The 24,949-nt window shown below is 52.8% G+C and carries 20 protein-coding genes; all 20 read left to right on the forward strand.

All coding sequences use genetic code 11. From position 1 onward, the window contains the following. The first annotated feature begins 135 nt into the window (after nucleotides 1-135). The 20 genes from MKX42_RS15070 to MKX42_RS15165 all read left to right on the forward strand — a co-directional run bounded on the left by MKX42_RS15070 (nucleotide 136) and on the right by MKX42_RS15165 (nucleotide 24,928). A complete protein-coding gene (locus MKX42_RS15070) occupies nucleotides 136-4,467 on the forward strand; it encodes a PolC-type DNA polymerase III (RefSeq protein WP_340753197.1) in 4,332 nt (1,443 codons plus the stop codon). A 202-nt stretch (nucleotides 4,468-4,669) separates the two neighbouring features. Next, on the forward strand, nucleotides 4,670-5,137 hold the full coding sequence (rimP, locus tag MKX42_RS15075; RefSeq protein WP_340753198.1) for a ribosome maturation factor RimP: 468 nt from the start codon (nucleotides 4,670-4,672) through the stop codon (nucleotides 5,135-5,137). A gap of 26 nt (nucleotides 5,138-5,163) precedes the next feature. Then, entirely contained in the window at nucleotides 5,164-6,261 is a 1,098-nt protein-coding gene (nusA, locus tag MKX42_RS15080) for a transcription termination factor NusA (protein ID WP_036692613.1), read from the forward strand. Between the two features lie 30 nt (nucleotides 6,262-6,291). Then, a complete protein-coding gene (rnpM, locus tag MKX42_RS15085) occupies nucleotides 6,292-6,600 on the forward strand; it encodes an RNase P modulator RnpM (RefSeq protein WP_036692616.1) in 309 nt (102 codons plus the stop codon). Continuing rightward, nucleotides 6,593-6,916, forward strand: coding sequence for a YlxQ family RNA-binding protein (locus MKX42_RS15090; RefSeq protein WP_036724725.1), 324 nt, complete (start codon nucleotides 6,593-6,595; stop codon nucleotides 6,914-6,916). The genes rnpM and MKX42_RS15090 overlap by 8 nt, the downstream gene beginning before the upstream one ends. After that, nucleotides 6,909-9,563, forward strand: a complete 2,655-nt coding sequence (gene infB, locus MKX42_RS15095) for a translation initiation factor IF-2 (RefSeq protein ID WP_340757694.1) — start codon at nucleotides 6,909-6,911, stop codon at nucleotides 9,561-9,563. Before MKX42_RS15090 ends, infB begins: the two co-directional genes overlap by 8 nt. 18 nt (nucleotides 9,564-9,581) lie before the next feature. Further along, entirely contained in the window at nucleotides 9,582-9,929 is a 348-nt protein-coding gene (gene rbfA / locus MKX42_RS15100; protein WP_036692621.1) for a 30S ribosome-binding factor RbfA, read from the forward strand. 26 nt (nucleotides 9,930-9,955) lie between these two features. After that, the gene (locus MKX42_RS15105) at nucleotides 9,956-10,933 is read left to right on the forward strand and encodes a DHH family phosphoesterase (RefSeq protein WP_340753199.1); all 978 of its coding nucleotides are present in this window, start codon (nucleotides 9,956-9,958) and stop codon (nucleotides 10,931-10,933) included. Next, entirely contained in the window at nucleotides 10,930-11,844 is a 915-nt protein-coding gene (truB, locus tag MKX42_RS15110) for a tRNA pseudouridine(55) synthase TruB (RefSeq protein ID WP_340753200.1), read from the forward strand. Before MKX42_RS15105 ends, truB begins: the two co-directional genes overlap by 4 nt. A gap of 36 nt (nucleotides 11,845-11,880) precedes the next feature. Beyond that, nucleotides 11,881-12,828, forward strand: coding sequence for a bifunctional riboflavin kinase/FAD synthetase (locus tag MKX42_RS15115; protein ID WP_340753201.1), 948 nt, complete (start codon nucleotides 11,881-11,883; stop codon nucleotides 12,826-12,828). A gap of 149 nt (nucleotides 12,829-12,977) precedes the next feature. Then, entirely contained in the window at nucleotides 12,978-13,247 is a 270-nt protein-coding gene (gene rpsO / locus MKX42_RS15120; protein ID WP_019910460.1) for a 30S ribosomal protein S15, read from the forward strand. A 224-nt stretch (nucleotides 13,248-13,471) separates the two neighbouring features. Beyond that, a complete protein-coding gene (pnp, locus tag MKX42_RS15125; protein WP_340753202.1) occupies nucleotides 13,472-15,574 on the forward strand; it encodes a polyribonucleotide nucleotidyltransferase in 2,103 nt (700 codons plus the stop codon). 267 nt (nucleotides 15,575-15,841) lie between these two features. Beyond that, entirely contained in the window at nucleotides 15,842-16,828 is a 987-nt protein-coding gene (locus tag MKX42_RS15130; RefSeq protein WP_340753203.1) for a polysaccharide deacetylase family protein, read from the forward strand. Between the two features lie 79 nt (nucleotides 16,829-16,907). Next, the gene (locus MKX42_RS15135) at nucleotides 16,908-18,173 is read left to right on the forward strand and encodes a M16 family metallopeptidase (RefSeq protein WP_340753204.1); all 1,266 of its coding nucleotides are present in this window, start codon (nucleotides 16,908-16,910) and stop codon (nucleotides 18,171-18,173) included. After that, nucleotides 18,145-18,597 (forward strand): dUTP diphosphatase, encoded by a 453-nt coding sequence (gene dut / locus MKX42_RS15140; RefSeq protein ID WP_445669321.1) that lies wholly within the window; start codon nucleotides 18,145-18,147, stop codon nucleotides 18,595-18,597. Before MKX42_RS15135 ends, dut begins: the two co-directional genes overlap by 29 nt. Before the next feature lie 197 nt (nucleotides 18,598-18,794). Further along, on the forward strand, nucleotides 18,795-19,691 hold the full coding sequence (dpsA, locus tag MKX42_RS15145; protein WP_340753206.1) for a dipicolinate synthase subunit DpsA: 897 nt from the start codon (nucleotides 18,795-18,797) through the stop codon (nucleotides 19,689-19,691). Then, nucleotides 19,692-20,288: a dipicolinate synthase subunit B gene (locus MKX42_RS15150; RefSeq protein WP_036692637.1), complete on the forward strand. Its 597-nt coding sequence runs from the start codon at nucleotides 19,692-19,694 to the stop codon at nucleotides 20,286-20,288. 215 nt (nucleotides 20,289-20,503) lie between these two features. Then, nucleotides 20,504-21,724: an aspartate kinase gene (dapG, locus tag MKX42_RS15155; RefSeq protein ID WP_340753207.1), complete on the forward strand. Its 1,221-nt coding sequence runs from the start codon at nucleotides 20,504-20,506 to the stop codon at nucleotides 21,722-21,724. A 16-nt stretch (nucleotides 21,725-21,740) separates the two neighbouring features. Then, nucleotides 21,741-22,640 (forward strand): 4-hydroxy-tetrahydrodipicolinate synthase, encoded by a 900-nt coding sequence (gene dapA, locus MKX42_RS15160; RefSeq protein WP_340753208.1) that lies wholly within the window; start codon nucleotides 21,741-21,743, stop codon nucleotides 22,638-22,640. Nucleotides 22,641-23,242: 602 nt separating this feature from the next. After that, the gene (locus tag MKX42_RS15165) at nucleotides 23,243-24,928 is read left to right on the forward strand and encodes a ribonuclease J (RefSeq protein ID WP_036692641.1); all 1,686 of its coding nucleotides are present in this window, start codon (nucleotides 23,243-23,245) and stop codon (nucleotides 24,926-24,928) included. Nucleotides 24,929-24,949 lie beyond the last annotated feature (21 nt).

The following is a 24,949-nucleotide window of genomic DNA, read 5'->3' on the forward strand; positions in this document are numbered from 1 at the left end:
CCGCAATTACCCAATGCTTTTCAAACCGGAGGCTTTTTCTTGAAATATAAGAATTTATATGTTGCACATGATAAATTATCCTTAGAATGACGCCGAAATCTTACGCCAATTATTGCCGAGTTAGGTGGGGAATGCATGGAGCAGAACGTGGAGAGAAGAAAGAGATTTGAGCTGTTGATGAAGCAGGGGGAGATTCCGCCTGCCATGATTGATCCTTATTTTGTAGACGGACAGATTGAACGGGTGGAGATTAGCCGCGGCAACCATGACTGGCATATCGTCATTGCGAAGACAACCCTGATTCCCGCGCAGACCTACCGGGCCTTTATCCTAAGAATGCGTGAGAAGCTGCAGCATATTGCCAAGGTCAGCTTCTTGTTCCTATATGATGATACTGTAAGCAGAGCTGATATTGTGCAGGAGTATTGGGGCATGTTCCTCGAGTGGGTCCAGCGTGAGATTCCTTCCGTCAACGGTTGGCTGACGCGTTCCAGTCAGGAGCTGCGGGACGGTACGCTCATCCTTAGCCTGAATGATACCATGTCGCTCGAGCTGGCCCGCAAGAAGGGGATCGAGGCCGCCATTATTAAATATTATGATAAATATTTCGCACTTCCCCTCAAGGTCAAGCTGCAAATGGCCGAGGACGAGAGTAAGAGCAAGGCGGATGCCTATGAGGAATTCCAGCAGAAGCTACAGCAGGAGCAGCGTGAGCTGGTAGAGCTGATGATGATGAATAGCGAGCCGGACGAGCCTGAAGAAGCCGGGGACCCGAATGAGGTCATTAAGCTTCAGGTAGGGAATGACATCAAAGAGCAGGCCGTCTCCATTCTGGAGATTCAGGATGAAGAGAAGAAGATTACGATCCAGGGGACGATCTTTGGGCTGGACCGCAAGGAGCTGCGTAACGGAAATACGCTGTTCACCTTCTGCATCACGGACTTTACAGATTCCCTGCAGATGAAGATGTTCGCCAAGACCAAGGAAGAGCTGAAGATCATGGGCCAGCTGGCTAACGGCAAATGGGTCCGGGCGCGAGGCAAAGTGGAATATGACCGGTTCATGCAGATTCCCGAGCTGGTGATGATTCCTTCGGATCTGACAGAGGTATCGGCGCCGCCTGCCCGTAAGGACAATGCCAAGGAAAAGCGTGTGGAGTTCCACTTGCATACGACTATGAGCACGATGGATGCGGTAGCACCGATTGATGCCTATGTCAAAACCGCAGCGAAATGGGGCCACCCGGCACTTGCAGTTACCGACCACGGCAATGTTCAGAGCTTCCCGGATGCGAATCATGCCGCCCATAAGCATAAGCTCAAGATGCTCTACGGTGTGGAGGCCAATGTCGTCAATGATGCGGTCAATATCGTGGAGAATGCGCAGCCGCTGGAGCTCAAGACGGCAACCTATGTCGTCTTCGACATCGAGACCACGGGGCTGTCGATCACACGCAACAACATCACGGAGCTTGCAGCGATCAAGATGTGCGAAGGCAAGGAGCTGGACCGTTACACCACCTTCGTCAATCCGCATGAGAAAATCCCCTACCATATCCAGCAGTTAACGAACATTACGGATGAAATGGTCAAGGATGCCCCGGATCTGGAACCGGTGCTTAAGGAGTTCGTGGAGTTCGTAGGGGACAGCATTCTCGTGGCGCACAATGCGCGGTTCGATATGGGCTTCATTCAAGCTTCTCTGAAGAAGCTGGGGCAGCCGGAGCTGCCGAATCCTTCACTGGATACGCTGGAGCTGGCGCGTCTGCTCTTCCCCAAAATGAAGAACCACCGGCTCAATACGCTTGCTGACAAGTACAAGGTACTGCTGGAGAGCCATCACCGTGCGGTGGATGATACGATTGCACTGGGCGGGATTCTGAACGGTCTGCTGGCCGATGCGGAGAAAATGAAGGGGATGACCCGGCTGGACCGGCTGAATGATTATGTAGGCAATGACCTGTCGAATGTGCGGCCGTTTCACTGTGGCATCTATGCACTGAATCCCATCGGCAAAAAGAACCTCTACAAGCTGATCTCCATGTCGCATACCGAGTACTACAAGCGGGTACCCTGCATTCCCAAATCGAAGCTTGAAGAGCATCGTGACGGACTGCTCGTCATATCCGGCTGTGAGCGGGGCGAGTTCTTCGAGGCTGTGCTGAACAAGACCGTGGAAGAGGCGATTGAGGTTGCCCAGTTCTATGATGTGCTGGAAATCCAGCCGCTGACCATGTACATGCATCTGGTGGATAAAGGGTTCGTAGCGAGTCCAGAGGACCTGCGGGGTGTTGTACGCAAAATCTGTGAGATCGGCGAGCAGATGAACAAGCCGGTGATAGCCACCGGGAATGTGCACTATCTGGAGCCGCGCGATAAGCTGTTCCGCGATATTACGATCCACGGGATTACCGGGTTCAGTCCGCTAAAAGACCAGAACAAGCCGGATGCCCACTTCCGTACAACCGATGAAATGCTTGCCGAGTTCGAATACCTGGGTGCAGCCAAAGCGAAGGAAGTTGTGGTCACGAATACTGTTGAGCTGGCTGAGCGGTTCGAGGAATACGATCTGTTCCCAAGCGACCTCTTCACGCCTATAATTGAAGGGGCGGACGATGAGATCCGCAATACCTGCTATGAAACAGCCAAATCGATCTATGGCGAGGAGCTGCCGGAGGTTGTGGTTGCCCGTCTGGAGAAGGAGCTTGCCCCGATTATTAAATACGGGTTCTCTGCCAACTATCTGATCTCGGAACGGCTTGTCAAAAAATCGAACCAGGACGGTTATCTCGTCGGTTCCCGTGGCTCGGTAGGCTCGTCGGTAGTGGCAACATTCCTTGGAATCTCGGAGGTGAACCCGCTTCCGGCTCACTATATTTGCACCAATTCGGAATGCCGGCACAGCGAATGGTTCCTGGACGGAAGTGTGCCAAGCGGCTTCGACCTGCCAGATAAGGACTGTCCGGATTGTGGCGGGAAGCTTAAGGGAGAAGGTCAGGATATTCCGTTTGAGACTTTCCTGGGCTTCAAAGGGGACAAGGTTCCCGATATCGACCTTAACTTCTCCGGGGAGTACCAGCCGAATGCGCATAACTTTACCAAAACAATGTTCGGCCCGGACAATGTATTCCGCGCGGGAACCATCGGTACGGTGGCGGAGAAGACCGCCTTCGGCTTCACCAAGAAATATGAAGAGCATCACCAGAAGCGCTGGCGCGGCGCAGAGGTCGGACGGCTTGCCGCAGGCTGTACTGGTGTGAAGCGCAGTACGGGGCAGCACCCCGGCGGTATCGTAGTTTTGCCGGATTACATGGAGATTGAAGATATCACTCCCGTACAGTTCCCGGCGGATGATGTTACAGCCGAGTGGAAGACCACCCATTTCGACTATCACGCCTTCGATGCCAACCTGCTGAAGCTTGATATTCTCGGCCACGATGATCCGACGATGATGCGCATGCTGCAGGATTTGACCGGTGTGGATCCGACGACCATTCCAATGAATGATCCGAAGGTGATGAGCATGTTCAACTCTACGGATGCACTCGGGGTAAGACCCGATCAGATTCGTACCCCGGTGGCCACTTATGGAGTGCCGGAGATGGGGACGAAGTTCGTCCGTCAGATGCTTGTGGAAGCCAAGCCTTCCAGCTTTGCTGACTTGCTGCAGATTTCCGGGCTGTCCCATGGAACCGGCGTGTGGCTGGGAAATGCGCAGGAGCTGATTAAGAACAATACCTGCAACATCAAGACGGTAATCGGCTGCCGTGATGATATCATGCTCTATCTGATTTATAAGACGGGGATGGATGCCAGTCTGGCCTTCAAAATTACGGAGAGCGTGCGTAAAGGGAAGGGATTGCCGCCGGAGTGGATTGAGGAGATGAAGAATTGCAAGGTGCCGCAGTGGTACATTGATTCCTGTCTCAAGATCCAGTACATGTTCCCGAAGGCCCATGCCGCGGCTTATGTAATTTCAGCGGTGCGCACAGCCTTCTTCAAGCTGTATCATCCGATAGAATACTATGCGACTTACTTCTCGGTCCGCGCGGCGGATTTCGATATCGAGCTGTGCTGCAAAGGCTACGAAGCCATTGCGCGCCAGCTGGTAGAGATCGAAGCCAAGGGCTTCCAGGCGCTGCCTAAGGAAAAAGCCATGCTTCCGGTCCTGGAGATGGCCCTGGAGATGACCGCACGCGGCTTCACCTTTAAGAACATTGATCTGTACCGCTCGGATGCTACCAAATTCACGGTCGATGGCACCAGCCTGATCCCTCCGTTCTCCTCGCTTGCGGGAATCGGGGATAATGCTGCAATTAATATCGCCGCTGCCAAGGACTCAGGAGAATTCCTCTCCATTGAGGATTTCCAGCAGAAATCCAAGGCCAGTAAAACGGTGATTGAGCTGCTTACGGGAATGGGCTGCTTCCGGGGATTGCCGGAAAGCAACCAGCTTTCACTGTTCTGACAACCGGCTCAAGTGACAGCATATACAGTCATGTAATGTCCTCTTAGAAAGGGGAGTCAAGGGCTGGTACTTGTCAGTGCTGCCTCACTATGGTATAATTTTATTGGTAATAATGAGATAAGTCCGTTGTGTAAAGAGTGGGGAAACCCACTCTTTATCTTTGGTATATAGCAAAAGACAAGTTCGTGGAGGTAATCTTCTTTTGAGCACACCCAAATCCAAAATTAAACAAACGGTAGAGCAGCTGCTCGGGTCCTATCTCGAGGACAATGGTTTCGAACTGGTGGACGTTGAATACGTGAAGGAAGGCTCCAACTGGTTTCTGCGCGTATTCGTAGACAAAGAGGGCGGCATCGACATCGATGACTGCGGCACCATCAGCGAATATATCAGCCAGAAGCTGGATGAGAATGATCCGTTCTCCGAAGCGTATTTCCTTGAAGTCTCCTCGCCGGGAGCTGAGCGTCCGCTCAAGAAAGCTGCGGATGTCGTTAAGGCGGTGGGGAAGGACGTATATGTAACGGTCTATGAGCCGATTCAAGGACTCAAAGAATTCGAAGGTCGTTTGCTCTCGTTCGAGAACGAGGAACTGCTCATCTCCGCGGGCAAAAAAGAACATGTGGTACCTTACGCCAAGGTCGCCAGTGCGAGATTGGCCATTATTTTTTAACGTCTTGAAAGGGGGACCGGAATTTCATGAGTATGGAGTTTATTGAAGCTATGAATGAACTGGAAAGGGAGAAAGGCATCAGCAAGGATGTGCTGTTCGAAGCCATCGAAGCAGCGCTGATCTCCAGCTATAAACGCAATTTCAATGCGGCGCAGAATGTGCGTGTGGATATGAACCGCAACACAGGCGTAATCAAGGTATTTGCCCGCAAGCTGATTGTGGAGGAGGTTCTCGATGCACGGACGGAGATCTCGCTCCTGGCTGCCCGGGAGATCAACCCGCATTTCCAGCTGGAGGATATCGCCGAGCAGGAAGTCACGCCGCGTGATTTCGGCCGCATTGCCGCCCAGACTGCGAAGCAGGTGGTTACCCAGCGTATCCGCGAAGCGGAACGCGGCCTGATCTATAACGCTTTTATCGACAAGGAAGATGATATTGTAACCGGCCTTGTACAGCGTCAGGATATGCGTAACATCTATGTGGATCTTGGCAAGATTGAGGCGGTTCTTCCGCTGAGCGAGCTGATGCCTGGAGAGAAGTTCAAGCAGAGCGAGCGTATTAAGGCTTATATCACTAAGGTGGAGAACACGACCAAAGGGCCGCAGATTATGCTGTCCCGCAGTCATCCAGGTCTCCTGAAGCGTCTGTTCGAGCTGGAGGTGCCGGAGATTTTTGACGGGGTGGTGGAGATTCGTTCCGTTGCCCGCGAAGCCGGTTTCCGCTCCAAGATCGCCGTGTTCTCACGCAATCCCGAAGTGGATCCGGTGGGCTCCTGCGTAGGGCCGAGAGGCACACGTGTACAGACCATCGTGACTGAGCTTCGCGGGGAGAAGATTGATATCGTCAGATATTCCGAGCTGGTGCAGGAGTACGTAGCCAATGCGCTTAGCCCGTCCAAGGTGCTTGAGGTTCAAGTCTTTGAACCTGAGAAAATGGCCCGCGTCATTGTTCCTGACTATCAGCTGTCGCTGGCTATCGGCATCAAGGGGCAGAATGCCCGTCTTGCCGCTAAGCTGACCGGCTGGAAGATCGATATCAAGAGCGAGACGCAGGCGGAGCAGGAATACGGCAGACCCAGATCGTCCAATGATGAAATGCATCAGGATTCCGTCTCCATCGATTAATGAATGCTGACTGACGGGAGGTGCTTTGTTATGAAGCAAAGAAAGGTGCCGCTGCGTAAATGCGTTGCCAGCCAGGAGATGATGCCCAAGAAAGAGCTGATTCGGGTGGTGAGAACGCCTGAAGGCGAGGTGCTGATCGACCTGACAGGTAAGAAGTCGGGCCGTGGCGCTTATATCTGCGGTAAACTGGAATACTTTAAGCTAGCACAGAAGACCAAAGCACTTGACCGGGCATTGAAATGTCAGGTCAGTCCTGAAATCTATGCCCAGCTTGCCCGGGATTTTGCATCCGTGGAGGAGCAGTTTTTGGCAGCGAAGGATAGTGAGGACAATGAGTAAGACACTTTCTTATTTAGGGCTTGCGATGAGAGCAGGCAAGATTGTCACCGGCGATGAGGCTGTGCTTAAGGCAGTACGGTCTTCAGAGGCGAAGCTGGTCGTCCTGGCAGGTGACGCTTCAGATAATACCCAGAAGAAGTTCCGCGATAAATGCGGGACCTACGATATTCCACTAGTAATCGCATTTCACCGGGATGAACTCGGTGCAAGTATTGGTAAGGACCAGCGCGTAGTGCTGGCCGTTACGGATAAAGGATTCGCGGAAATGATCTCCAGAACGCTTGGAGATACTGTCGGAGGTGGAGTTATTGACTAAAGAAGATAATAAGGATAAGCTGCGCGTATACGAATATGCAAAGTCTTTGAACATGAGCAGTAAAGAAATTATTACCATTCTGAAGCGTTTGGATGTCCCGGTGAATAATCATATGAGTGTCATGGAGAATGGCTCCGTGAACAAAGTTGAACAGTTCTTCAAGGACATCAAGTCAAACGCTGCAGCCAAGCGGGACACCGGCACCAGCAGCCGTCCGGTAACTACCGGTTCGGTAACCGCCGAAGTACGCAGTGCTCAGAATACCAACAAAATTCAATCGGAAAAGCAGGTAGGTATGAACAGTAACCAAAACAACAACCAATCGACGACGTCCCCAAGGCCCCAAAGCGGACAAGATTCCCGCAGAACACAAACATCAGGCTCCGCTCAGAATTCTCGCCCGCAGGGCAGTTCAAGCAGCAGCCGTCCACAAAGCAGTTCGACTGGCAGCCGCCCGCAAGGCAGCTCCACCGGAAGCCGCCCGCAAGGCAGCTCCACCGGAAGCCGCCCACAAGGCAGCTCTACTGGCAGCCGCCCACAGGGCAGCTCCACTGGCAGCCGTCCGCAAGGCAGCTCTACTGGCGGCAGCCGTCCACAAGGCAGCTCTACTGGCGGCAGCCGTCCACAAGGCAGCTCTACTGGCAGCCGTCCGCAAGGACAAGGCGGCGCACCACGTACAGGTGACCGTCCGCAAGGTCAAGGCAATGCAGGCGGAGGCGGAGGTTTCTCGCGGAGCGACGGCCCTAAGAAGAATACCACTGGCGGCAGACCTGGCGGCAACAACAGCGGCCAGAAACGTTACGACGACAACAAGGGCGGCAACTATCGCGGCCGTGGCGGCAAGAACAACCGCGGCAGAAACCAGCCGACCGTATATCGTGAGAAGATTGACAACACACCTAAGAAGATCATTGTCCGTGGCAGCATGACCGTGGGTGAAACCGCGAAGCTGCTTCACAAGGATGCTTCTGAAGTGATCAAGAAGCTGATCTCGATGGGGGTTATGGCCACCATCAATCAGGAGCTTGATATCGATACGATTCTGCTGCTGGCCGGCGAATTCGGCGTAGAAGTAGAAGTGAAGATTCCGGTTGACGAAGACAGCTTCGAGACCGTGGAAGAGAATGATTCCGAGGACGATCTGATGACACGGCCACCGGTTGTAACGATCATGGGTCACGTTGACCATGGTAAAACAACCTTGCTCGATGCTATCCGTTCCACGAATGTATCCGGCGGCGAAGCAGGCGGAATTACGCAGCATATCGGTGCCTATCAGGTTGAGATTAATCATAAGAAAATCACATTCCTTGATACTCCGGGCCATGAAGCGTTCACCGCAATGCGTGCCCGTGGTGCGCAGGTTACAGATATGACGATTATCGTTGTAGCGGCGGATGACGGCGTAATGCCTCAGACTGTAGAAGCGATCAACCATGCCAAGGCAGCCGGACTTCCGATCATTGTGGCAGTTAATAAGATCGATAAGCCGGGCGCAGACCCTGACAAGGTGAAGCAGGAGCTTACAAGCTATGAGCTGGTGCCGGAAGAGTGGGGCGGCGATACAATCTTCGTCAACCTGTCGGCTAAGCAGCGCATTAACCTTGAAGAATTGCTGGAAATGATCCTGCTAGTTGCCGAAGTGAATGAGTACAAGGCGAACCCGGACAAACGGGCACGCGGTACTGTTATAGAAGCTGAGCTTGATAAGAACCGTGGACCGGTTGCCCGTATTCTCGTGCAGAACGGTACGCTGAAGGTCGGAGATGCATTTGTAGCGGGTAACTGCTTCGGCCGCGTACGCGCCATGGTGAATGACAAGGGACGCAAAATCAAGGAAGCGGGACCTTCCACTCCAGTGGAAATTACCGGTCTGACCGAGGTGCCGCAGGCGGGCGATCCGTTCATGGCCTTCGAAGATGAGCGTAAAGCACGCGCGATTTCTGACAGACGTTCTACAACGCAGCGCCAGTCCGAGCTGAATACGAACACCCGCGTTACGCTGGATGATCTGTTCAAGCACATCAAGGACGGCGAGATCAAGGATCTCAACGTTATCATTAAGGGTGACGTTCAGGGTTCGGTAGAGGCGCTGAAGGGCTCCTTGGCCAAGATCGAAGTCGAAGGCGTACGCGTGAAGATCCTTCACAGCGGTGCCGGCGCGATTACGGAGTCCGATATTACCCTGGCAGCAGCCTCCAATGCTATCGTGATCGGCTTCAACGTTCGTCCGGATGCCCAGACGAAAGCGGCAGCCGAGCAGGAGAAGGTGGATGTGCGTCTGCATAACATCATCTACAATGTCATTGAAGAGATCGAAAGTGCCATGAAGGGCATGCTTGATCCTATTTATAAAGAGAACGTTATCGGCCATGCCGAAGTGCGCAACGTATTCAAAATCAGCAAAGTGGGCAGTGTCGCAGGTTGTATGGTTACCGACGGCAAAATTACCCGCAATGCTGAAATGCGCCTGATCCGCAGCGGTATCGTTGTCTTCACAGGCAAGATCGACACCTTGAAGCGTTTCAAAGATGATGCAAAAGAAGTGGCACAGGGTTATGAATGTGGCATAACTTTGGAACGCTATAATGATGTCGTTGAAGGCGACATTATCGAAGCATTCATCATGGAAACGGTAGAGCGCTAAGCGAAGAGGTGAAATAAGATGTCTAAAATCAGAGCGGGACGGGTTGGCGAGCAGATTAAGAAAGAGCTGAGCCAGCTCATCCAGAGCGGACTGAAGGACCCGCGTGTCGGGTTCGTAACTGTAACTGGCGTAGATGTGACGAACGATCTGTCACAGGCCAAGGTATACCTGAGCGTATTCGGGGACGAGGAGCAGAAGTCAGACTCACTTAGAGCGATTGAGAAGGCCAATGGTTTTCTCCGCTCAGAGCTTGGCAAAGCGATCCGCCTGCGCCATACACCTGAGCTGATCTTCAAGATTGACGAATCCGTTGCTTACGGAAGTCACATTGAGAAGCTGCTCGGCGAAATCGGCAAAAACGAATAGGCTACGGAACATAAAGGAGACGGCGAATGCAGAGCTATGAACAAAGTCTCCAGCAGACGCGTAAGTTTCTGCTGGAACACGACGATTATCTTGTAGTGTCGCATGTTCAGCCGGACGGAGATGCAGTCAGCTCCACCCTCGCGGTGGGCTGGCTTCTCTCATGTCTGGGCAAAAAATATTTGATGCTGAATGAAGGCCAGATTCCGCAGCGAATGGAATACTTATGGCATGCCGATCAGATTGTCAATCTGTCTGAGGGTTCGTTGCCCCGCCAGTACAGCCATGTGATATGTGTTGACTGTGCGGACTTCCAGCGTGTAGGACTGACCCAGCAGCATTTCACCAGTGATGCACTGATCTTGAATATAGACCATCATCCAACGAACAACGGCTACGGCGCGGTGAATCTTATCAAGCCGGATGCGGCGGCGACAGCAGAAATTCTGTTCGATCTGCTGAAGATCTTTGAACTCAAGTGGGATATTGATATAGCTACAGCCATTTATACCGGGCTGTTAACGGATACGGGCGGTTTCCGTTACAGCAATACATCTCCTAAAGTAATGGCGGCGGTATCCGAACTGCTCGCACTGGGTGTGAATGGACCGGACCTGGCAGAGACTCTGCTGGAAGAGATGACGCTTCCCCAAGTGAAGGTGCTTAACCGTGCACTTAGCACATTACAGCTCAGCCCTGAAGGAGATATAGCCTGGGTGTATGTTACACCTAAGGATATGCTGGACTCTGGAGCGGCCAATGAGGATCTTGAAGGGATTGTCAACTATCCCCGGAATATCCGCGGGGTTGAGGTAGGCATTCTGTTCAAGGTCATTGATGATCATGCGGTGAAGGCGAGTCTGCGTTCAGCGGGTAAGGTGGACGTGGCGCTACTTGCGCAAGCCTTCGGCGGCGGCGGACATACACGCGCAGCAGGCGCGCGTATTAATGGAACTCTGGAAGAAGCTGTGGCACAGGTGCTGGAGGAGGTCAAACGTCATTTATGAGTGAGCTTACAGGAGTTCTGGCTGTATATAAGCCTGCAGGGTTCACTTCACATGATGTTGTGGCCAAGGCGCGGCGCATTCTGGGCATGAAGCGGATTGGACATACCGGGACCCTTGATCCTCAGGTAACCGGAGTATTGCCGCTCTGTCTGGGCCGGGCTACCAGAGTAGTGGAGTATATCCAGGAGCTGCCCAAGGAATATGTTGCCACACTGAGGCTGGGAATGGCCAGCGATACAGAGGACCTGACCGGGACGATTACGGAATCCGTGGAGGAGGTTCATGTCACAGAAGCCGAAGTGTTGGCTGTGCTGAACTCCTTCCAGGGTGTAATCTCACAGGTGCCGCCTATGTATTCCGCAGTGAAGGTGGACGGGAAGCGTCTGTACGAGCTGGCCCGGGAAGGCAAGACCGTAGAGCGCAAGAGCCGTGAAGTGGAGATTTATGAGATTGAGATGCAGCAAATGGTTTGGAACGGCAACTATCCGGAGATCACTTTCCGGGCGTTATGCTCCAAGGGGACTTATATCCGTACCCTCTGTGTAGATATCGGACGTAAGCTTGGTCTTCCCGGTGTGATGGTGAAGCTGGAGCGGACGATGTCGGCCGGGATCGCTGCCAGTCATTGCCTGACTCTGGAGCAAATTGCGCAGCACAAGGAAGGCGGCACACTGGATGAGCATCTGATTGCTGCTGACGAGGCGATTTCACATTTGCCCAGACATACCGTTGCCGCTGAGAAGAAAAAAGCCGCCCTGCAGGGGCAACGTCTGTCGACCCGGTTTGTAATGCCGGAAGTGAAGCAGGCCGGAGATTTCCGTCTCTATGATCAGCAAGGGGAGTTCCTCGGTATTTATGCTCTGGAGGCTAACGGAGCTATTGCACCTGTCAAGGTGTTTGCCCAGGTCTAAACTTTAATTTATTTGCGAATGTAGGTGAGAAACAGCGTGAGAACCGTAACGTTAAGCTATCCGATGCTGCCTGAGGCGGCAGCACAGTACGCACAGCCTCAAGTAGTTGCCCTGGGACAATTCGATGGACTGCACCTCGGGCATGCCAGTGTCATCACATCAGCTGTTGCTCTTGCCCGTGAGGCAGGTGTACCGGCAGCGGTGATGACCTTCTATCCCCATCCCAAGGATGTTATGGGCAAAGGGGATTATGAAGGATATTTGACCCCCTCTAAGGATAAGCAGGAGCTGCTTGCCGGGATGGGTGTTGAGCTTTTATATATAATTGAATTTAATGAAGAGCTCTCCCGGGTGAGTCCGGCGGACTTTGTCTCTGTGATGCTGCTGCCGCTGCAGATTGTAACTGCAGTTGTAGGGTTCGACTTCCGCTTCGGCTACAAAGGCGAGGGGGATGCGGACACGCTCTCAGAGCTGGGACAAGGTGCGATGAAGGTAGAGACGGTCGCTCCGTTCCTGCTTGAAGGAGAGAAGGTCAGCAGTTCAGGTATCCGCAAGAGCTTGCTGAGCGGGGAACTGGGTAAGGCTAATGCCTGGTTTGGACGTTGTTATCACCTGCGCGGTACCGTAGGGCACGGGGAGAAGCGGGGCCGGACCATCGGCTTTCCGACAGCCAACCTGCAGCTCGAAGACCGCTATGTTATTCCGGCCAAGGGCGTATACGCCGTCAAGGTCTTTTACCGGGAAGAGGTCTTGTACGGGGTGATGAATGTCGGCGTGAAGCCAACGTTCCACGAAGGCGTGACCACTCCGAGCTTTGAGGTTCACCTGTTTGATTTTGCCTCAGATATTTATGGACAGGAGCTTAAGGTGGAACTGGTCTCCTATATCCGCTCCGAGCGCAAGTTTGAGTCCATCGATGCTTTAATTGCACAGATCGGCGCAGATGCTGAGACGGCCAAAGGGATGCTGGGATATCATTCCTAATCTTTCCGGACAAGCCGTTTACTTTTGCCTGTGAAGGTGCTATACTGATTAACGTTGCTGGAATGACAGCATGTGAACCTTAGCTTGGTTACTTGTTCTCACCGACGGTGACGAGGCTACTGGCGATTATAATGAAGGAGGTGAACAGGATGGCATTGACTCAAGAACGTAAACACCAATTGATCGACGAGCACAAAACTCACGAATCCGATACTGGATCCCCTGAGGTGCAAGTTGCTATCCTTACGGAGAACATCGTTAATTTGACTGACCACTTGCGTACGCACAAGAAGGATCATCATTCCCGCCGCGGACTGCTGAAGATGGTTGGACAACGTCGTAAACTGCTGGCGTATTTGAAGAACAAAGACATCAGACGTTACAGCGCCCTGATTGAAAAACTGGGATTGCGTCGTTAATTTTCCATAAGTTAAGTCCAAAAGCAGCCTGGTTGTATACCGTATGTCCTTCTTACGAGCGACAGCGGGACAGCCGGGTTGCTTTTTGAAAATTTAGGGTAAACTTTTACAGTTGACAAGTTGATAGTATTCGCAAAAACGGCTATAGCACTTCTGCGGAGGACAAGCCGTTTTTGCTTGTAGAACATACAGGAACGTATTAATACCAATCAAGGAGGGGTTTTATGGAACAACGTGTGGAAATGCAGCTGGGCGGAAGACGCCTTGTGCTGGAAACAGGCCGTCTGGCCAAACAAGCGAACGCAGCCGTGATGGTGCGTTACGGGGATACTTCAGTATTGTGTACGGTTACAGCATCCAGTGAGCCAAAAGATCTGGATTTTTTCCCGCTTACAGTGAACTATGAGGAAAGATTATATGCAGTAGGCAAAATCCCGGGCGGATTCATCAAACGTGAAGGACGTCCAAGCGAGAAAGCTATTCTGTCCAGCCGTCTGACAGACCGTCCAATTCGTCCATTGTTCCCGGAAGGGTTCCGCAATGACGTTCAAGTTTTGAACCTGGTGATGAGTGTGGATCAGGACTGTGCGCCTGATATTGCGGCCATGATCGGTACTTCCGCTGCACTGAGTATTTCCGATGTACCATTCAACGGACCGATCGGCGGCGTGGCTGTAGGCCGGATTAACGGAGAATTCATCATCAACCCTGATCAAGCTCAGCAGGCAATCAGCGATATCTATGTGGTTGTGGCCGGTACGAAGGACGCCATCATGATGGTAGAAGCAGAAGCCAATGAAGTGACTGAAGAAGTGATGCTTGAAGCGATCATGTTCGGACATGACGAGGTCCGCAAGATTGTGGCTGTAATTGAACAGCTCGTAGCTGTTGCCGGTAAAGAGAAGATGGCTGTGAAGCTGCATGCGGTTAATGCGGATGTCAATACTGAGGTCCGTGCTTTTGCAGAGAGCCGTCTGGTGGAAGCCGTAAGAATTGCCGAGAAGCATGCCCGTCAGGATGCTATCGATCTGGTGAACAACGAAGCGGTGGCGTATTTCGCAGAGAAATACATAGAAACCCCAGAGCTTCTTAAGGATGTTAAGGAAGCCCTGCATGATATCGTGAAGGATGAAGTAAGACGTCTGATCACGCATGACAAGGTTCGTCCGGATGGACGTAAGCTGGACGAGATCCGTCCGATCGAATGTGATACAGCATTGCTGCCGCGTACGCACGGTTCCGGTCTGTTCACACGCGGCCAGACACAGATCCTCAGCGTATGTACACTGGGCGCACTGGGCGATGTGCAGATTCTGGATGGTATTGATCCGGCTGAAACCAAGCGCTTCATGCACCACTACAACTTCCCTCCGTTCAGCGTAGGGGAAGCCCGTCCGCTAAGAGCACCGGGACGCCGCGAGATCGGCCACGGGGCACTCGGTGAACGCGCATTATCCAAGGTGATCCCAAGTGAGACTGAATTCCCGTACACCATCCGTCTGGTATCCGAAGCGATTGAATCCAATGGCTCCACCTCCCAGGCAAGTATCTGTGCCAGTATTCTGGCGATGATGGATGCAGGGGTACCTATCAAGGCGCCTGTAGCTGGTGTAGCGATGGGTCTGATCAAGGACGGGGAGCATGTATCCATCCTGACAGATATTCAAGGCATGGAAGATCACCTCGGCGATATGGACTTCAAGGTAGCGGGTACAGCAGAAGGCGTTACGGCGATTCAGATGGATATCAAAATCGACGGCATCGACCGCAAGATTCTGCATGAGGCGCTTGAGCAGGCAAGAGAAGGCCGTATGTTCATTCTGGGTAAAATGAATGAAGCGATCGCTGCTCCAAGACCGAGCCTGTCTAAATATGCTCCGAAGATCATTATCATCAATATCAACCCGGACAAGATCCGTGATGTAATCGGTGCCGGCGGTAAAATCATCAACAAGATAATTGAAGAAACCGGAGTGAAGATCGACATCGAACAGGATGGCCGCGTATTTATCGGTTCTTCTGATGAAGCTATGATCCAGAAGGCCCGTGGCATCATTGAGGGGATTGTGAAGGAAGTAGTGGTTGGTGAGATTTATGTGGGTACGGTCAGACGCATTGAGAAATTCGGCGCATTCGTTGAATTGATCCCTGGCAAAGACGGCCTTGTGCATATTTCCCAGCTGTCCACAGATCGTGTGGCGAAGGTGGAAGATGTTGTGGCGATTGGCGACACGATTACCGTGAAGGTAACAGAGATCGACCAGCAGGGCCGCGTCAACCTGTCGCGCAAAGCGGTTCTGACTTCAGAGAGCGGAGCGAAGGCGTAAGAAGTATTACGCTGCCGCTTCACCGTTATCCTAACTATAGATAAGAAGAAGAGACAGAAGCAGCACAGTTCTGGCTCTTTTTTTTGGAAAAGTATACGCTGCGGTACCGTACTGACTGACGGTTATACCTTACCCGCTTGAAGGCGGCGTCGATGCAGTATGCATAATTTGCCCTCTGCATACATAGGCTGGGACAAAGCGTCTCCGCACGGCTTGACCCTGGTGCAGAGACGGAACAGACCGTTTGTGCCGGGGAGGTAAAACGTCATGAAGACGGACAAGGCGGCGCTCGTGCTGGCTTGCATCGCAGTAGTAATTGGAATTGGCAGCACGAACGGACCTGTGAAAGAGATGATTGCCGGGCTTAAGCCTCAGGCGGATGCTGCCGTGATGAGCCATGCACTGAATCAGACAGAGGATGATCTGCTAGCACAGATTACCCGCCGGGCCGAGGCGCTGAATGCGCAGCCGGTGAATGCTGTTGTTGACCGGGTATGGAAAGCCATACCGGGGTATAACGGGCTGGAGGTCGATGTGGAGGCAACCTACCGGAGCGCGCTTTTACGGGGACCTGATGCAGGCCTTAAGCTGTTGTACCGCCAGATTAAGCCTAAGGTATCACTGGATGATCTGGGAGCGCAGCCGATCTACCGGGGGAATCCGGCGAAGCCGATGGTCTCGCTGATGATTAATGTGGCTTGGGGGAATGAGTATATCCGTCCGATGCTGGACATTCTGGATGCGGAGAAGGTGAAGGTCACCTTTTTTCTGGACGGAAGCTGGTTAAGCCGCAACAAGGAGCTTGCAGCTGAGATGCTGAAGCGCGGGCATGAGATAGAGAACCATGCGTATACGCATCCTAAGATGAGTATTCTAAGCCGGACGCGTGCCACTGCCGAGATTGAGAAGACGCAGAAGCTGCTGAAGGAAAGCCTGGGTGTGACGAATAAGTGGTTTGCTCCGCCGTCAGGAGACTTTAATCAGCAGACGGTGGAGATCGCCGCCTCACTGGGACTGAAGACGGTGCTCTGGACGCTGGATACGGTCGATTGGCGCAATCCGTCTCCGGAATCAGTTGTTGCCAAGATCAGCAGCCGCGTAGAGCCTGGAACGCTGATCCTGATGCATCCGACGGCATCCTCCTCGCAAGCGCTGAGAGGGATGATCCGGGGGATCAGAGCCAAGGGCCTGCAGCTGGGAACCGTCAGTCAGACGCTCTCCCCTGAGCGTATCGTGACTGCGGAAGTTGAGTGAACGTCCTATTTCTGATAGGATAAGAGGCGCGAATAACAAATACAGACAGAACCAGGGGCTGTGCCAGGAGGATTACACATTGGACAAAATATTATTATCGAACGGACTCCGGGTGGTGACCGAGAAGATCCCTACCGGCCGGTCCGTATCTTTCGGAATCTGGGTCAAGACGGGCTCCCGCAATGAGAACCCGCTGAACAACGGGATTTCCCATTTTATCGAGCATATGCTTTTTAAGGGAACTGACCGCTATAGCGCCAAGGATATTGCCGAACAGTTCGATGCCATTGGCGGGAACGTCAATGCGTTTACCTCGAAGGAATATACATGCTTTTATGCAAAGGTGCTGGATGAGCATCTGCCGATTGCCGTGGATGTGCTGGCAGATATGTTCTTCCGCTCACGGATGGATGCTGAAGAGCTGGCTAAGGAGAAGAATGTAATCCTGGAGGAAATCGCTATGTGCGAAGATACCCCGGATGATCTTGTCCATGAGCTGATGTGTGCGGCCGCCTACGGCGAGCACCCGCTGGCCTATACGATCCTCGGGCTCAAGGAACGCCTGCTGGAGATGACGCCGGATGATCTGCGTGCTTACATGAAAGAGCAGTACACCATTGAGAATACAGTGATCAGCGTAGCCGGTAATATTAATGACGGGCTAATCCCGCTGCTGGAGCAGCATTTTGGTTCCTTCACGAATCATGGTGAAGCGCCGGAGCTGACTGAGCCTGCATATCAGGGGGAGCTGGTGTTCCACAAAAAGAAGACCGAGCAGAATCACATCTGCATCTCCCTGCCGGGTGTCCGCAGCGGCGGCCCGCTGCAATATCCGATGGCACTCCTTAACAATGCGTTCGGCGGCGGCATGAGCTCCCGGCTGTTCCAGGAGATCCGCGAGAAGCGCGGTCTGGCTTATTCCGTTTTCTCGTACCACAGTGCCCAGGCTGACAGCGGCTTGTTCACGGTGTATGCCGGGACAGCGCCGAAGCAGACCAAGGAAGTAACTGAGCTTATCAAAGAGATGCTGCGTGATTTGGCTGTGAACGGTCTGAGCGAGGACGAACTGCGTAAAGGCAAGGAGCAGCTCAAGGGCAGCCTGATTCTCAGCCTGGAGAGCACGGGCAGCCGGATGAACCGGATGGGCAAAAATGAGCTGATGCTCGGCCGTCAGGATACGCTGGATGAAATGATAGCCAAAATCGGAGCTGTAACCATGGAGGATATCGATGCTCTGCTGGACTTTATGTTCGCACAGCCGTTGTCCCTGGCAATGGTTGGTTCCACAGATAAAGCGATAGCCAATGTTAGGAGAGATGATCTTGCCTCATTACGTACAAATTAACAAACTACCCGGGAATGAGGATGTTCTGCTGCCCTGCAAAATGTCCGAGCAGGCCTCGGGGTATGACCTGTATGCTGCTGTAGGAGAGCCTGTGGTGCTGTCTCCGGGCGAACGGACGCTGATTCCCACCGGCATATCTCTGGCTATGCCAGGCGGGCTGGAGGCGCAGATCCGTCCGCGTAGCGGGCTGGCCTTGAAGCATGGCATCACTTGCCTGAATACACCGGGCACCATCGATGCGGATTACCGGGGTGAAATTAAGGTGCTGCTGATTAATCTGGGTCAGGAGCCGTTTGCAATTGCCCGCAACGAGCGGATCGCCCAAATGGTATTCCAGGCTGTGCCGGAAGTGACTCTGGTGGAAGTGGATGAGCTGTCTGACACGGTGCGCGGAGCCGGCGGCTTCGGGCATACCGGCAAATAAGCGTCCTTAACTTATAGCTGTACTAATAAGCTTGCGGAAATGCACCTTCGGGTGCAGCCGCAGGCTTTTTTTGTTAGCTTAGTTAAGCTATAGATGTTACAGGAGATTAGAATTCCTCTCCGCTCTTCACCCATCGGCGGCTTGCGGCATAAGATGCTCTATAGTCAAATGTGGTTGTGGAAAGGAGCGTCATCCCTATGCTTACTGGCATCAGGATCGTGTTCCTGGGCGGGGACGCGAGACAAATTGAAGTGATTCGGAAATGTGTGGAATTGGATGCGGCCGTAAGCGTTGCCGGATTCGATACATGGGATGCCCCAAGCCCGGGGGTAAGCCTGGAACTGTTGTCGCCCGAGCTGCTTGGTGAAGCGGATGTGCTGGTGCTGCCGGCGGTCGGCTGCGATGATGAGGGTTACATTAACGCGCTGTATTCTTCGGAACGTCTCCAACTGCGGGAGGAACATATCGCGGCTCTGCCGTCCCGGGCACTGGTGTACACCGGCATGGCTAAAAGCTATTTGCGCGGCCTGTGTGCCGGACATTCGCTGAAGCTGGTGGAGCTGCTGAACAGGGACGATGTGGCGATCTACAACTCTATTCCGACAGCGGAGGGAGCTTTGGTAATGGCCGTACAGAACACGGACTTTACCATACACGGCTCTACATCGATGGTGCTGGGGATGGGCCGGACCGGTTTCACCATGGCCAGAACGCTCCAGGGAATGGGAGCAACGGTCAAAGTTGGCGTCAGGAAGCAGGAGCATTTTGCAAGGGCGGCGGAAATGGGCTGGAAGCCTTTTATGACAGAGGATTTGCTGCTGCATGCACCAGAGGCGGATCTGATCTTCAACACCATACCCGCTATGATTATCAACGCTCAGGTTCTGTCCCGGCTTCAGCGGCACTGCGTGATCATTGATTTGGCGTCCGCACCGGGCGGATGCGACTTCCGTTATGCTGAAAAGCGCGGGATCAAGGCGATGCTGGCACCGGGCCTGCCCGGGATTGTTGCCCCCAAGAGCGCCGGAATCATTATGGCAGGTGCACTGGTACAGTCGATATCGGACGAGACTTTAATCAGGGGGGATGAATGAATGGATTGGCACGGAAAAACAGTAGGTTATGCCATTACCGGCTCACACTGCACCTTCGCTGAGGTGATGCCGCAGATTCAGCGGTTCATGGATTCAGGTGCGAATGTAGTGCCGATTGTGTCTGCTTCGGTACTGAATACAGACACCCGCTTTGGAACCTCGGAAAATTGGTTGAAACAGTTGAAAGATATAACAGGGAATGATATCATTTCTACAATTGTTGAAGCGGAGCCGCTGGGTCCTTCCAAGCTGCTGGATGTGCTGACGATTGCTCCCTGCACAGGGAATACGACAAGCAAGCTGGCGAATGCGATGACGGACAGTCCGGTGCTGATGGCAGCCAAATCACAGATGCGCAACGGGCGTCCGCTGGTGCTGGCGATCTCGACGAATGACGGACTTGGACTTAACGCGGCGAATATTGCGAAGCTCCTGGTAGCCAAACATATTTATTTCGTCCCGTTCGGACAGGATAATCCGGAGGGGAAGCCGAATTCGCTGGTGGCGCAGATGGATCTCATTCCTGAAGCCTGCTACGCCGCCCTGCAGGGCAACCAGTTGCAGCCTATGCTGGTGCAACGATTTCATTCTGCATAGCATATAATTAGCACAGGATTGGCCCGGAAGAGCGAATTTTAGCTGACGGACCCATAAGCTTCATTTCTGCCGTCCTCATCCCGGGGGCGGCACAAACAATTTTACGCTATAATAAGAGTCAGGTTATCGCGGCTACGAACACTTTTGCCTCGCGGGGTGATTTATTTCACGTAGGGTTCAGTAGTCTGCTGAGAGAAGCAATGGAGGAATTATACATGGGTATTTTGGTGCAAAAATTCGGCGGAACCTCACTCTCCACACCAGTGGCCAGAGAACATGTAATCCGTCATGTCAAACGGGAGCTGGCCAGCGGGTTCAGCCTGGTGGTTGTAGTCTCGGCTATGGGCCGCAAGGGGGAACCCTATGCTACCGATACACTGCTTGATCTGGCGGTTCAGAGCGGGAATTCACTGCCGGACCGGGAACGGGATCTGCTGATGTGCTGCGGGGAGATCATCTCGGCGGCCAATCTGTGCGGTCTGCTGGAGCAGGAGGGCATTCGTTCGACAGTGCTGACAGGGGCGCAAGCCGGATTCCTGACCGACAACAGCTATGGCAATGCCAGAATCCTGGATGTGCGGACAGAACGCATTCTACGGGAACTGCGTGAGCATAAAGTAGTAATAGTTACCGGTTTCCAGGGTCAGACCGAAACGGGTGATTTCACCACGCTGGGCCGCGGAGGAAGCGACACCTCAGCTACAGCCCTTGGGGCCGCGCTGCATGCGGATATGGTAGACATCTATACGGATGTGGACGGAATTCTTACCGCTGATCCGCGGATTGTCGAAGATGCACGGCAGCTTACTTATGTCAGCTACACCGAGATTTGTAACATGGCGTATCAGGGAGCCAAGGTCATTCATCCGCGGGCTGTGGAGATTGCCATGCAGGCTCAGATTCCGGTGCGAGTACGCTCGACCTTCTCCGAAGCGGAAGGGACGCTTGTGACCCATCCTGAGGGCTTTAGCGATGTATCCCATGGAGTCGTAGACCGGTTCGTCACAGGTGTTGCCTATGTCAGCAATATTACGCAGATCTCGGTGGAATGTCCGGAGGGCAACGGAACCGGCGTGCAGCTGCAGATTTTCAAGAGTATGGCCGATAACGGAATCAGCGTGGACTTCATCAATGTGACGCCGACCGAGGCCGTATATACAGTGTTCGATGACAAATCAGAGCAGGCGATTGCCGCGCTGCAAGAACTGGGTCTGCGTCCCAAGAGCTTGTCCGGCTGTGCCAAGGTCTCCGTCATCGGCGGAGGCATTAACGGTGTTCCGGGAATCATGGCGCATATCGTCGAGGCGCTCAGCTCGCAGAACATCCAGATTCTGCAGTCTGCCGATTCCAACACAACCATCTGGGTTCTCGTGAAAAAAGAAGATATGGTGCAGTCGGTTCGCGCCCTGCATGCCAAGTTTGAATTGCACCGCTGACAAGGAGGAATTCAAAGTGGATTTCGGAAGACTGATCACCGCAATGGTAACCCCGTTTGACGGGGAAGGAGAAATCAACTGGGAAGCAACTTCAAGGCTGGTCGATTACCTGATCGAGGAACAAAAGTCCGCTGCGCTAGTAGTTTGCGGAACAACCGGTGAATCGCCGACCTTAACCGATAAGGAGAAGCTGAAGCTGTTCTCCTTCGTGAAGCAGCAAGCAGGCGGACGCTGTAAAATTATTGCCGGTACCGGCAGCAACAGTACCAGACATTCCATAGAGCTCACTAAGGAAGCCGAAAAAATCGGCGTGGACGGTGTGCTTCTGGTCGTCCCTTATTACAATAAACCGAATCAGGAAGGGCTCTACCAGCATTTCTCTGCCATTGCTGCCGCGACTTCACTGCCCTGCATCTTGTACAATGTGCCGGGACGAACGACAGTAAGCATGAGTGTAGCTACCACCCTGCGTCTGGCGGAGATTCCTAATATTGTGGCCACGAAGGAATGTGCTTCGGTAGACCAGATTACTTGGATTGCCTCGGCTTGTCCTAAAGATTTCCATGTTTACACCGGAGATGATTCCGCCGGCCTCGCGACGCTTGCTGTGGGGGGCCACGGTATCATCAGTGTGGCCAGCCATGTTGTGGGAGCACAGATGTCGGAGATGATCGAGGCCTTTAACTCCGGCGATGTCCGCCGTGCAGGCGAGCTTCACCGGCAGCTGTTTCCGGTCTTCAAGGGAATGTTCGAGTGTCCGCAGCCGTTGCCCAATCCCTCAGCCGTGAAGTACGCGCTGGGGCTGCGCGGGATGGATGTCGGCTCGGTCCGATTGCCGCTGGTTTCACCGACGGAAGAAGAGGCGGCTTTCATTGCTGCCTTGCTAAGACAAGATAGTCCAGGCACCGCTAAGTGAATTAGGCGAAGATGGATACAACGGCTACCGGCCGCTCTTATGGAGCGGCCGGTTTTTTACGTTACGGACTTCTAGCCGCCGCAGAGCGCATATGGTATTTATTTCTCCAGAGTTAACTCTATGTTGAAGAAGTCAGGCATTGCAGCGTTTTTTTGCTTGTCATTTCCTCAAATATTGGCTGTTTGTTAAGGAAAGAATAGGACCAGGTACAGGGTGACTTGTCTTTTGCCAAAAAAATCATGTATAATGAACTTAAGTGACTTGGTGCGGTTAATTGAATATGCGGTAATCTTCCGGCAATGCGGATTTGTTGCATTGTAAGACAGGATAGGTCCTTGAATAAGTCTGTGCTAAATATGCCGGATTTACGCGCGAGGGGCGCGGTGGTGGAATTTTGAGGGCATTTGCCCGCTTCAAGAGGATATTACTGCCCGGATTCGGGAGTTTAGACCTGCGCAAGTATACAGACTTACCGGAAATTCCTTGTCGAAATAAGGAGTTAACAGCAATTTGATGTATATTACAGCGCCGCTGAAATATTGAAGCTCATTGTTAACAAATAAAAAGTATGACGTCCAACATCATAGGAGGGTTAGATTCATTTGTCCAAAAAAAACAATAACAACAACGACAAACTGACGATATTCGCACTTGGCGGAGTCGGTGAAATTGGTAAGAACATGTACGTAGTTCAGTACGGCAACGACATTGTAGTCGTAGACGCCGGTCTGAAGTTCCCTGAAGAAGATATGCTGGGTATTGATATCGTAATACCGGATATCTCCTACCTGACTGAGAACCGTGACAAGGTTAGAGGAATTGTTCTTACCCACGGCCATGAGGATCACATTGGCGGATTGTCTTACGTGCTTAAGAACCTGAATGTTCCTGTATACGGAACAAGACTGACCCTGGGCCTTGTAGAGAACAAGCTCAAGGAAGCGAACCTGCTGGGTGAAACTAAGCGGATTCTGATTAACGAGGATTCCGAGGTTGAACTGGGCACATCGCTTAAAGTAACCTTCTTCAGAACGAATCACAGTATTCCGGATTCTGTCGGGGTATGCATTGAGACACCAGAGGGCAACGTTGTCCACACCGGTGACTTCAAATTCGACCATACGCCAGTCAACGGTCAATTTGCCAATCTGCACCGCATGGCTGAGATCGGATCGAAGGGCGTTCTGGCCCTGCTGTCAGATAGCACCAATGCCGAGAAGCCGGGCTTTACACCTTCGGAGAAGAATGTCGGCATCGTGCTGGAGGATATTTTCCGTAAAGCTGAACAGCGTGTGGTGGTAGCAACTTTTGCTTCTAACGTGCATCGTATCCAGCAGGTCGTGAACGCTTCTGAAGCAACCGGACGCAAGATTACCGTTATTGGACGGAGCATGGTTAACGTAGTGTCTATCGCTTCTGAGCTTGGCTATCTGCATATCCCTGACGGCATGCTCATTGAGCCTGAAGAGATGAACAGAATGGCAGGCAACCGTGTGGTGGTATTGTGCACAGGCAGCCAAGGCGAGCCTATGTCAGCGCTGACTCGCATGGCGCGTTCCAGTCACCGCAAGGTAGATATCATGCCGGGCGACACCGTAATTATTGCGGCAACACCGGTACCGGGTAATGAGAAATATGTAGGCCGTACCATTGATGAGCTGTTCCGCCTTGGTGCCAATGTTATTTACAGCGGCTCCAACTCCGGCGTTCACGTATCCGGTCACGGCAGCCAGGAAGAGCTTAAGCTGATGCTCAACCTGATGAAGCCGAAATACTTCATGCCAATCCACGGTGAATACCGGATGCAGCGTAAGCATGCGCTTCTGGCTGAATCCGTTGGCGTAGAGCCAAGCAATATCTTCATTACTGAGCTGGGTGAAGTGATTGAGATCTCCGGAGGAGCTGCTCGCAGAGCGGGTAAAGTAACTGCTGGTAACGTACTGATCGACGGACTGGGTGTCGGCGATGTAGGTAACATTGTACTGCGTGACCGTAAGCTGTTGTCACAGGATGGTATTCTGGTGGTTGTGGTTACCCTCAGCAAGCAGAACGGAGCGATTGTCTCCGGTCCTGACATCATCTCACGCGGATTTGTATATGTGCGGGAATCGGAAGGTCTCTTAGACGAAGCGAACCGGATTGTCTCGGGCACGCTGCAGCGTCTGATGAGTGAGAAGGTCAATGAATGGGCTTCCCTGAAGACCAGTGTCAAAGACTCGCTCGGCCGTTTCCTCTATGAGCAGACCCGCCGCAGACCGATGATCCTGCCGATTATTATGGAAGTATAAGAGAAGAATTTCTTAACAATA

It is taken from the genome of Paenibacillus sp. FSL R7-0204, assembly GCF_038002225.1.
Taxonomy (GTDB): domain Bacteria; phylum Bacillota; class Bacilli; order Paenibacillales; family Paenibacillaceae; genus Paenibacillus_AQ.

Bases quoted from the DNA above. Each gene is read 5' to 3' on its own strand.
- MKX42_RS15070 (WP_340753197.1), top strand. From the start codon at position 136: ATGGAGCAGAACGTGGAGAGAAGAAAGAGATTTGAGCTGTTGATGAAG.
- nusA (WP_036692613.1), top strand. From the start codon at position 5,164: ATGAGTATGGAGTTTATTGAAGCTATGAATGAACTGGAAAGGGAGAAA.
- rnpM (WP_036692616.1), top strand. From the start codon at position 6,292: ATGAAGCAAAGAAAGGTGCCGCTGCGTAAATGCGTTGCCAGCCAGGAG.
- MKX42_RS15090 (WP_036724725.1), top strand. From the start codon at position 6,593: ATGAGTAAGACACTTTCTTATTTAGGGCTTGCGATGAGAGCAGGCAAG.
- rbfA (WP_036692621.1), top strand. From the start codon at position 9,582: ATGTCTAAAATCAGAGCGGGACGGGTTGGCGAGCAGATTAAGAAAGAG.
- MKX42_RS15105 (WP_340753199.1), top strand. From the start codon at position 9,956: ATGCAGAGCTATGAACAAAGTCTCCAGCAGACGCGTAAGTTTCTGCTG.
- truB (WP_340753200.1), top strand. From the start codon at position 10,930: ATGAGTGAGCTTACAGGAGTTCTGGCTGTATATAAGCCTGCAGGGTTC.
- rpsO (WP_019910460.1), top strand. From the start codon at position 12,978: ATGGCATTGACTCAAGAACGTAAACACCAATTGATCGACGAGCACAAA.
- pnp (WP_340753202.1), top strand. From the start codon at position 13,472: ATGGAACAACGTGTGGAAATGCAGCTGGGCGGAAGACGCCTTGTGCTG.
- MKX42_RS15130 (WP_340753203.1), top strand. From the start codon at position 15,842: ATGAAGACGGACAAGGCGGCGCTCGTGCTGGCTTGCATCGCAGTAGTA.
- dut (WP_445669321.1), top strand. From the start codon at position 18,145: ATGATCTTGCCTCATTACGTACAAATTAACAAACTACCCGGGAATGAG.
- dpsA (WP_340753206.1), top strand. From the start codon at position 18,795: ATGCTTACTGGCATCAGGATCGTGTTCCTGGGCGGGGACGCGAGACAA.
- MKX42_RS15150 (WP_036692637.1), top strand. From the start codon at position 19,692: ATGGATTGGCACGGAAAAACAGTAGGTTATGCCATTACCGGCTCACAC.
- dapG (WP_340753207.1), top strand. From the start codon at position 20,504: ATGGGTATTTTGGTGCAAAAATTCGGCGGAACCTCACTCTCCACACCA.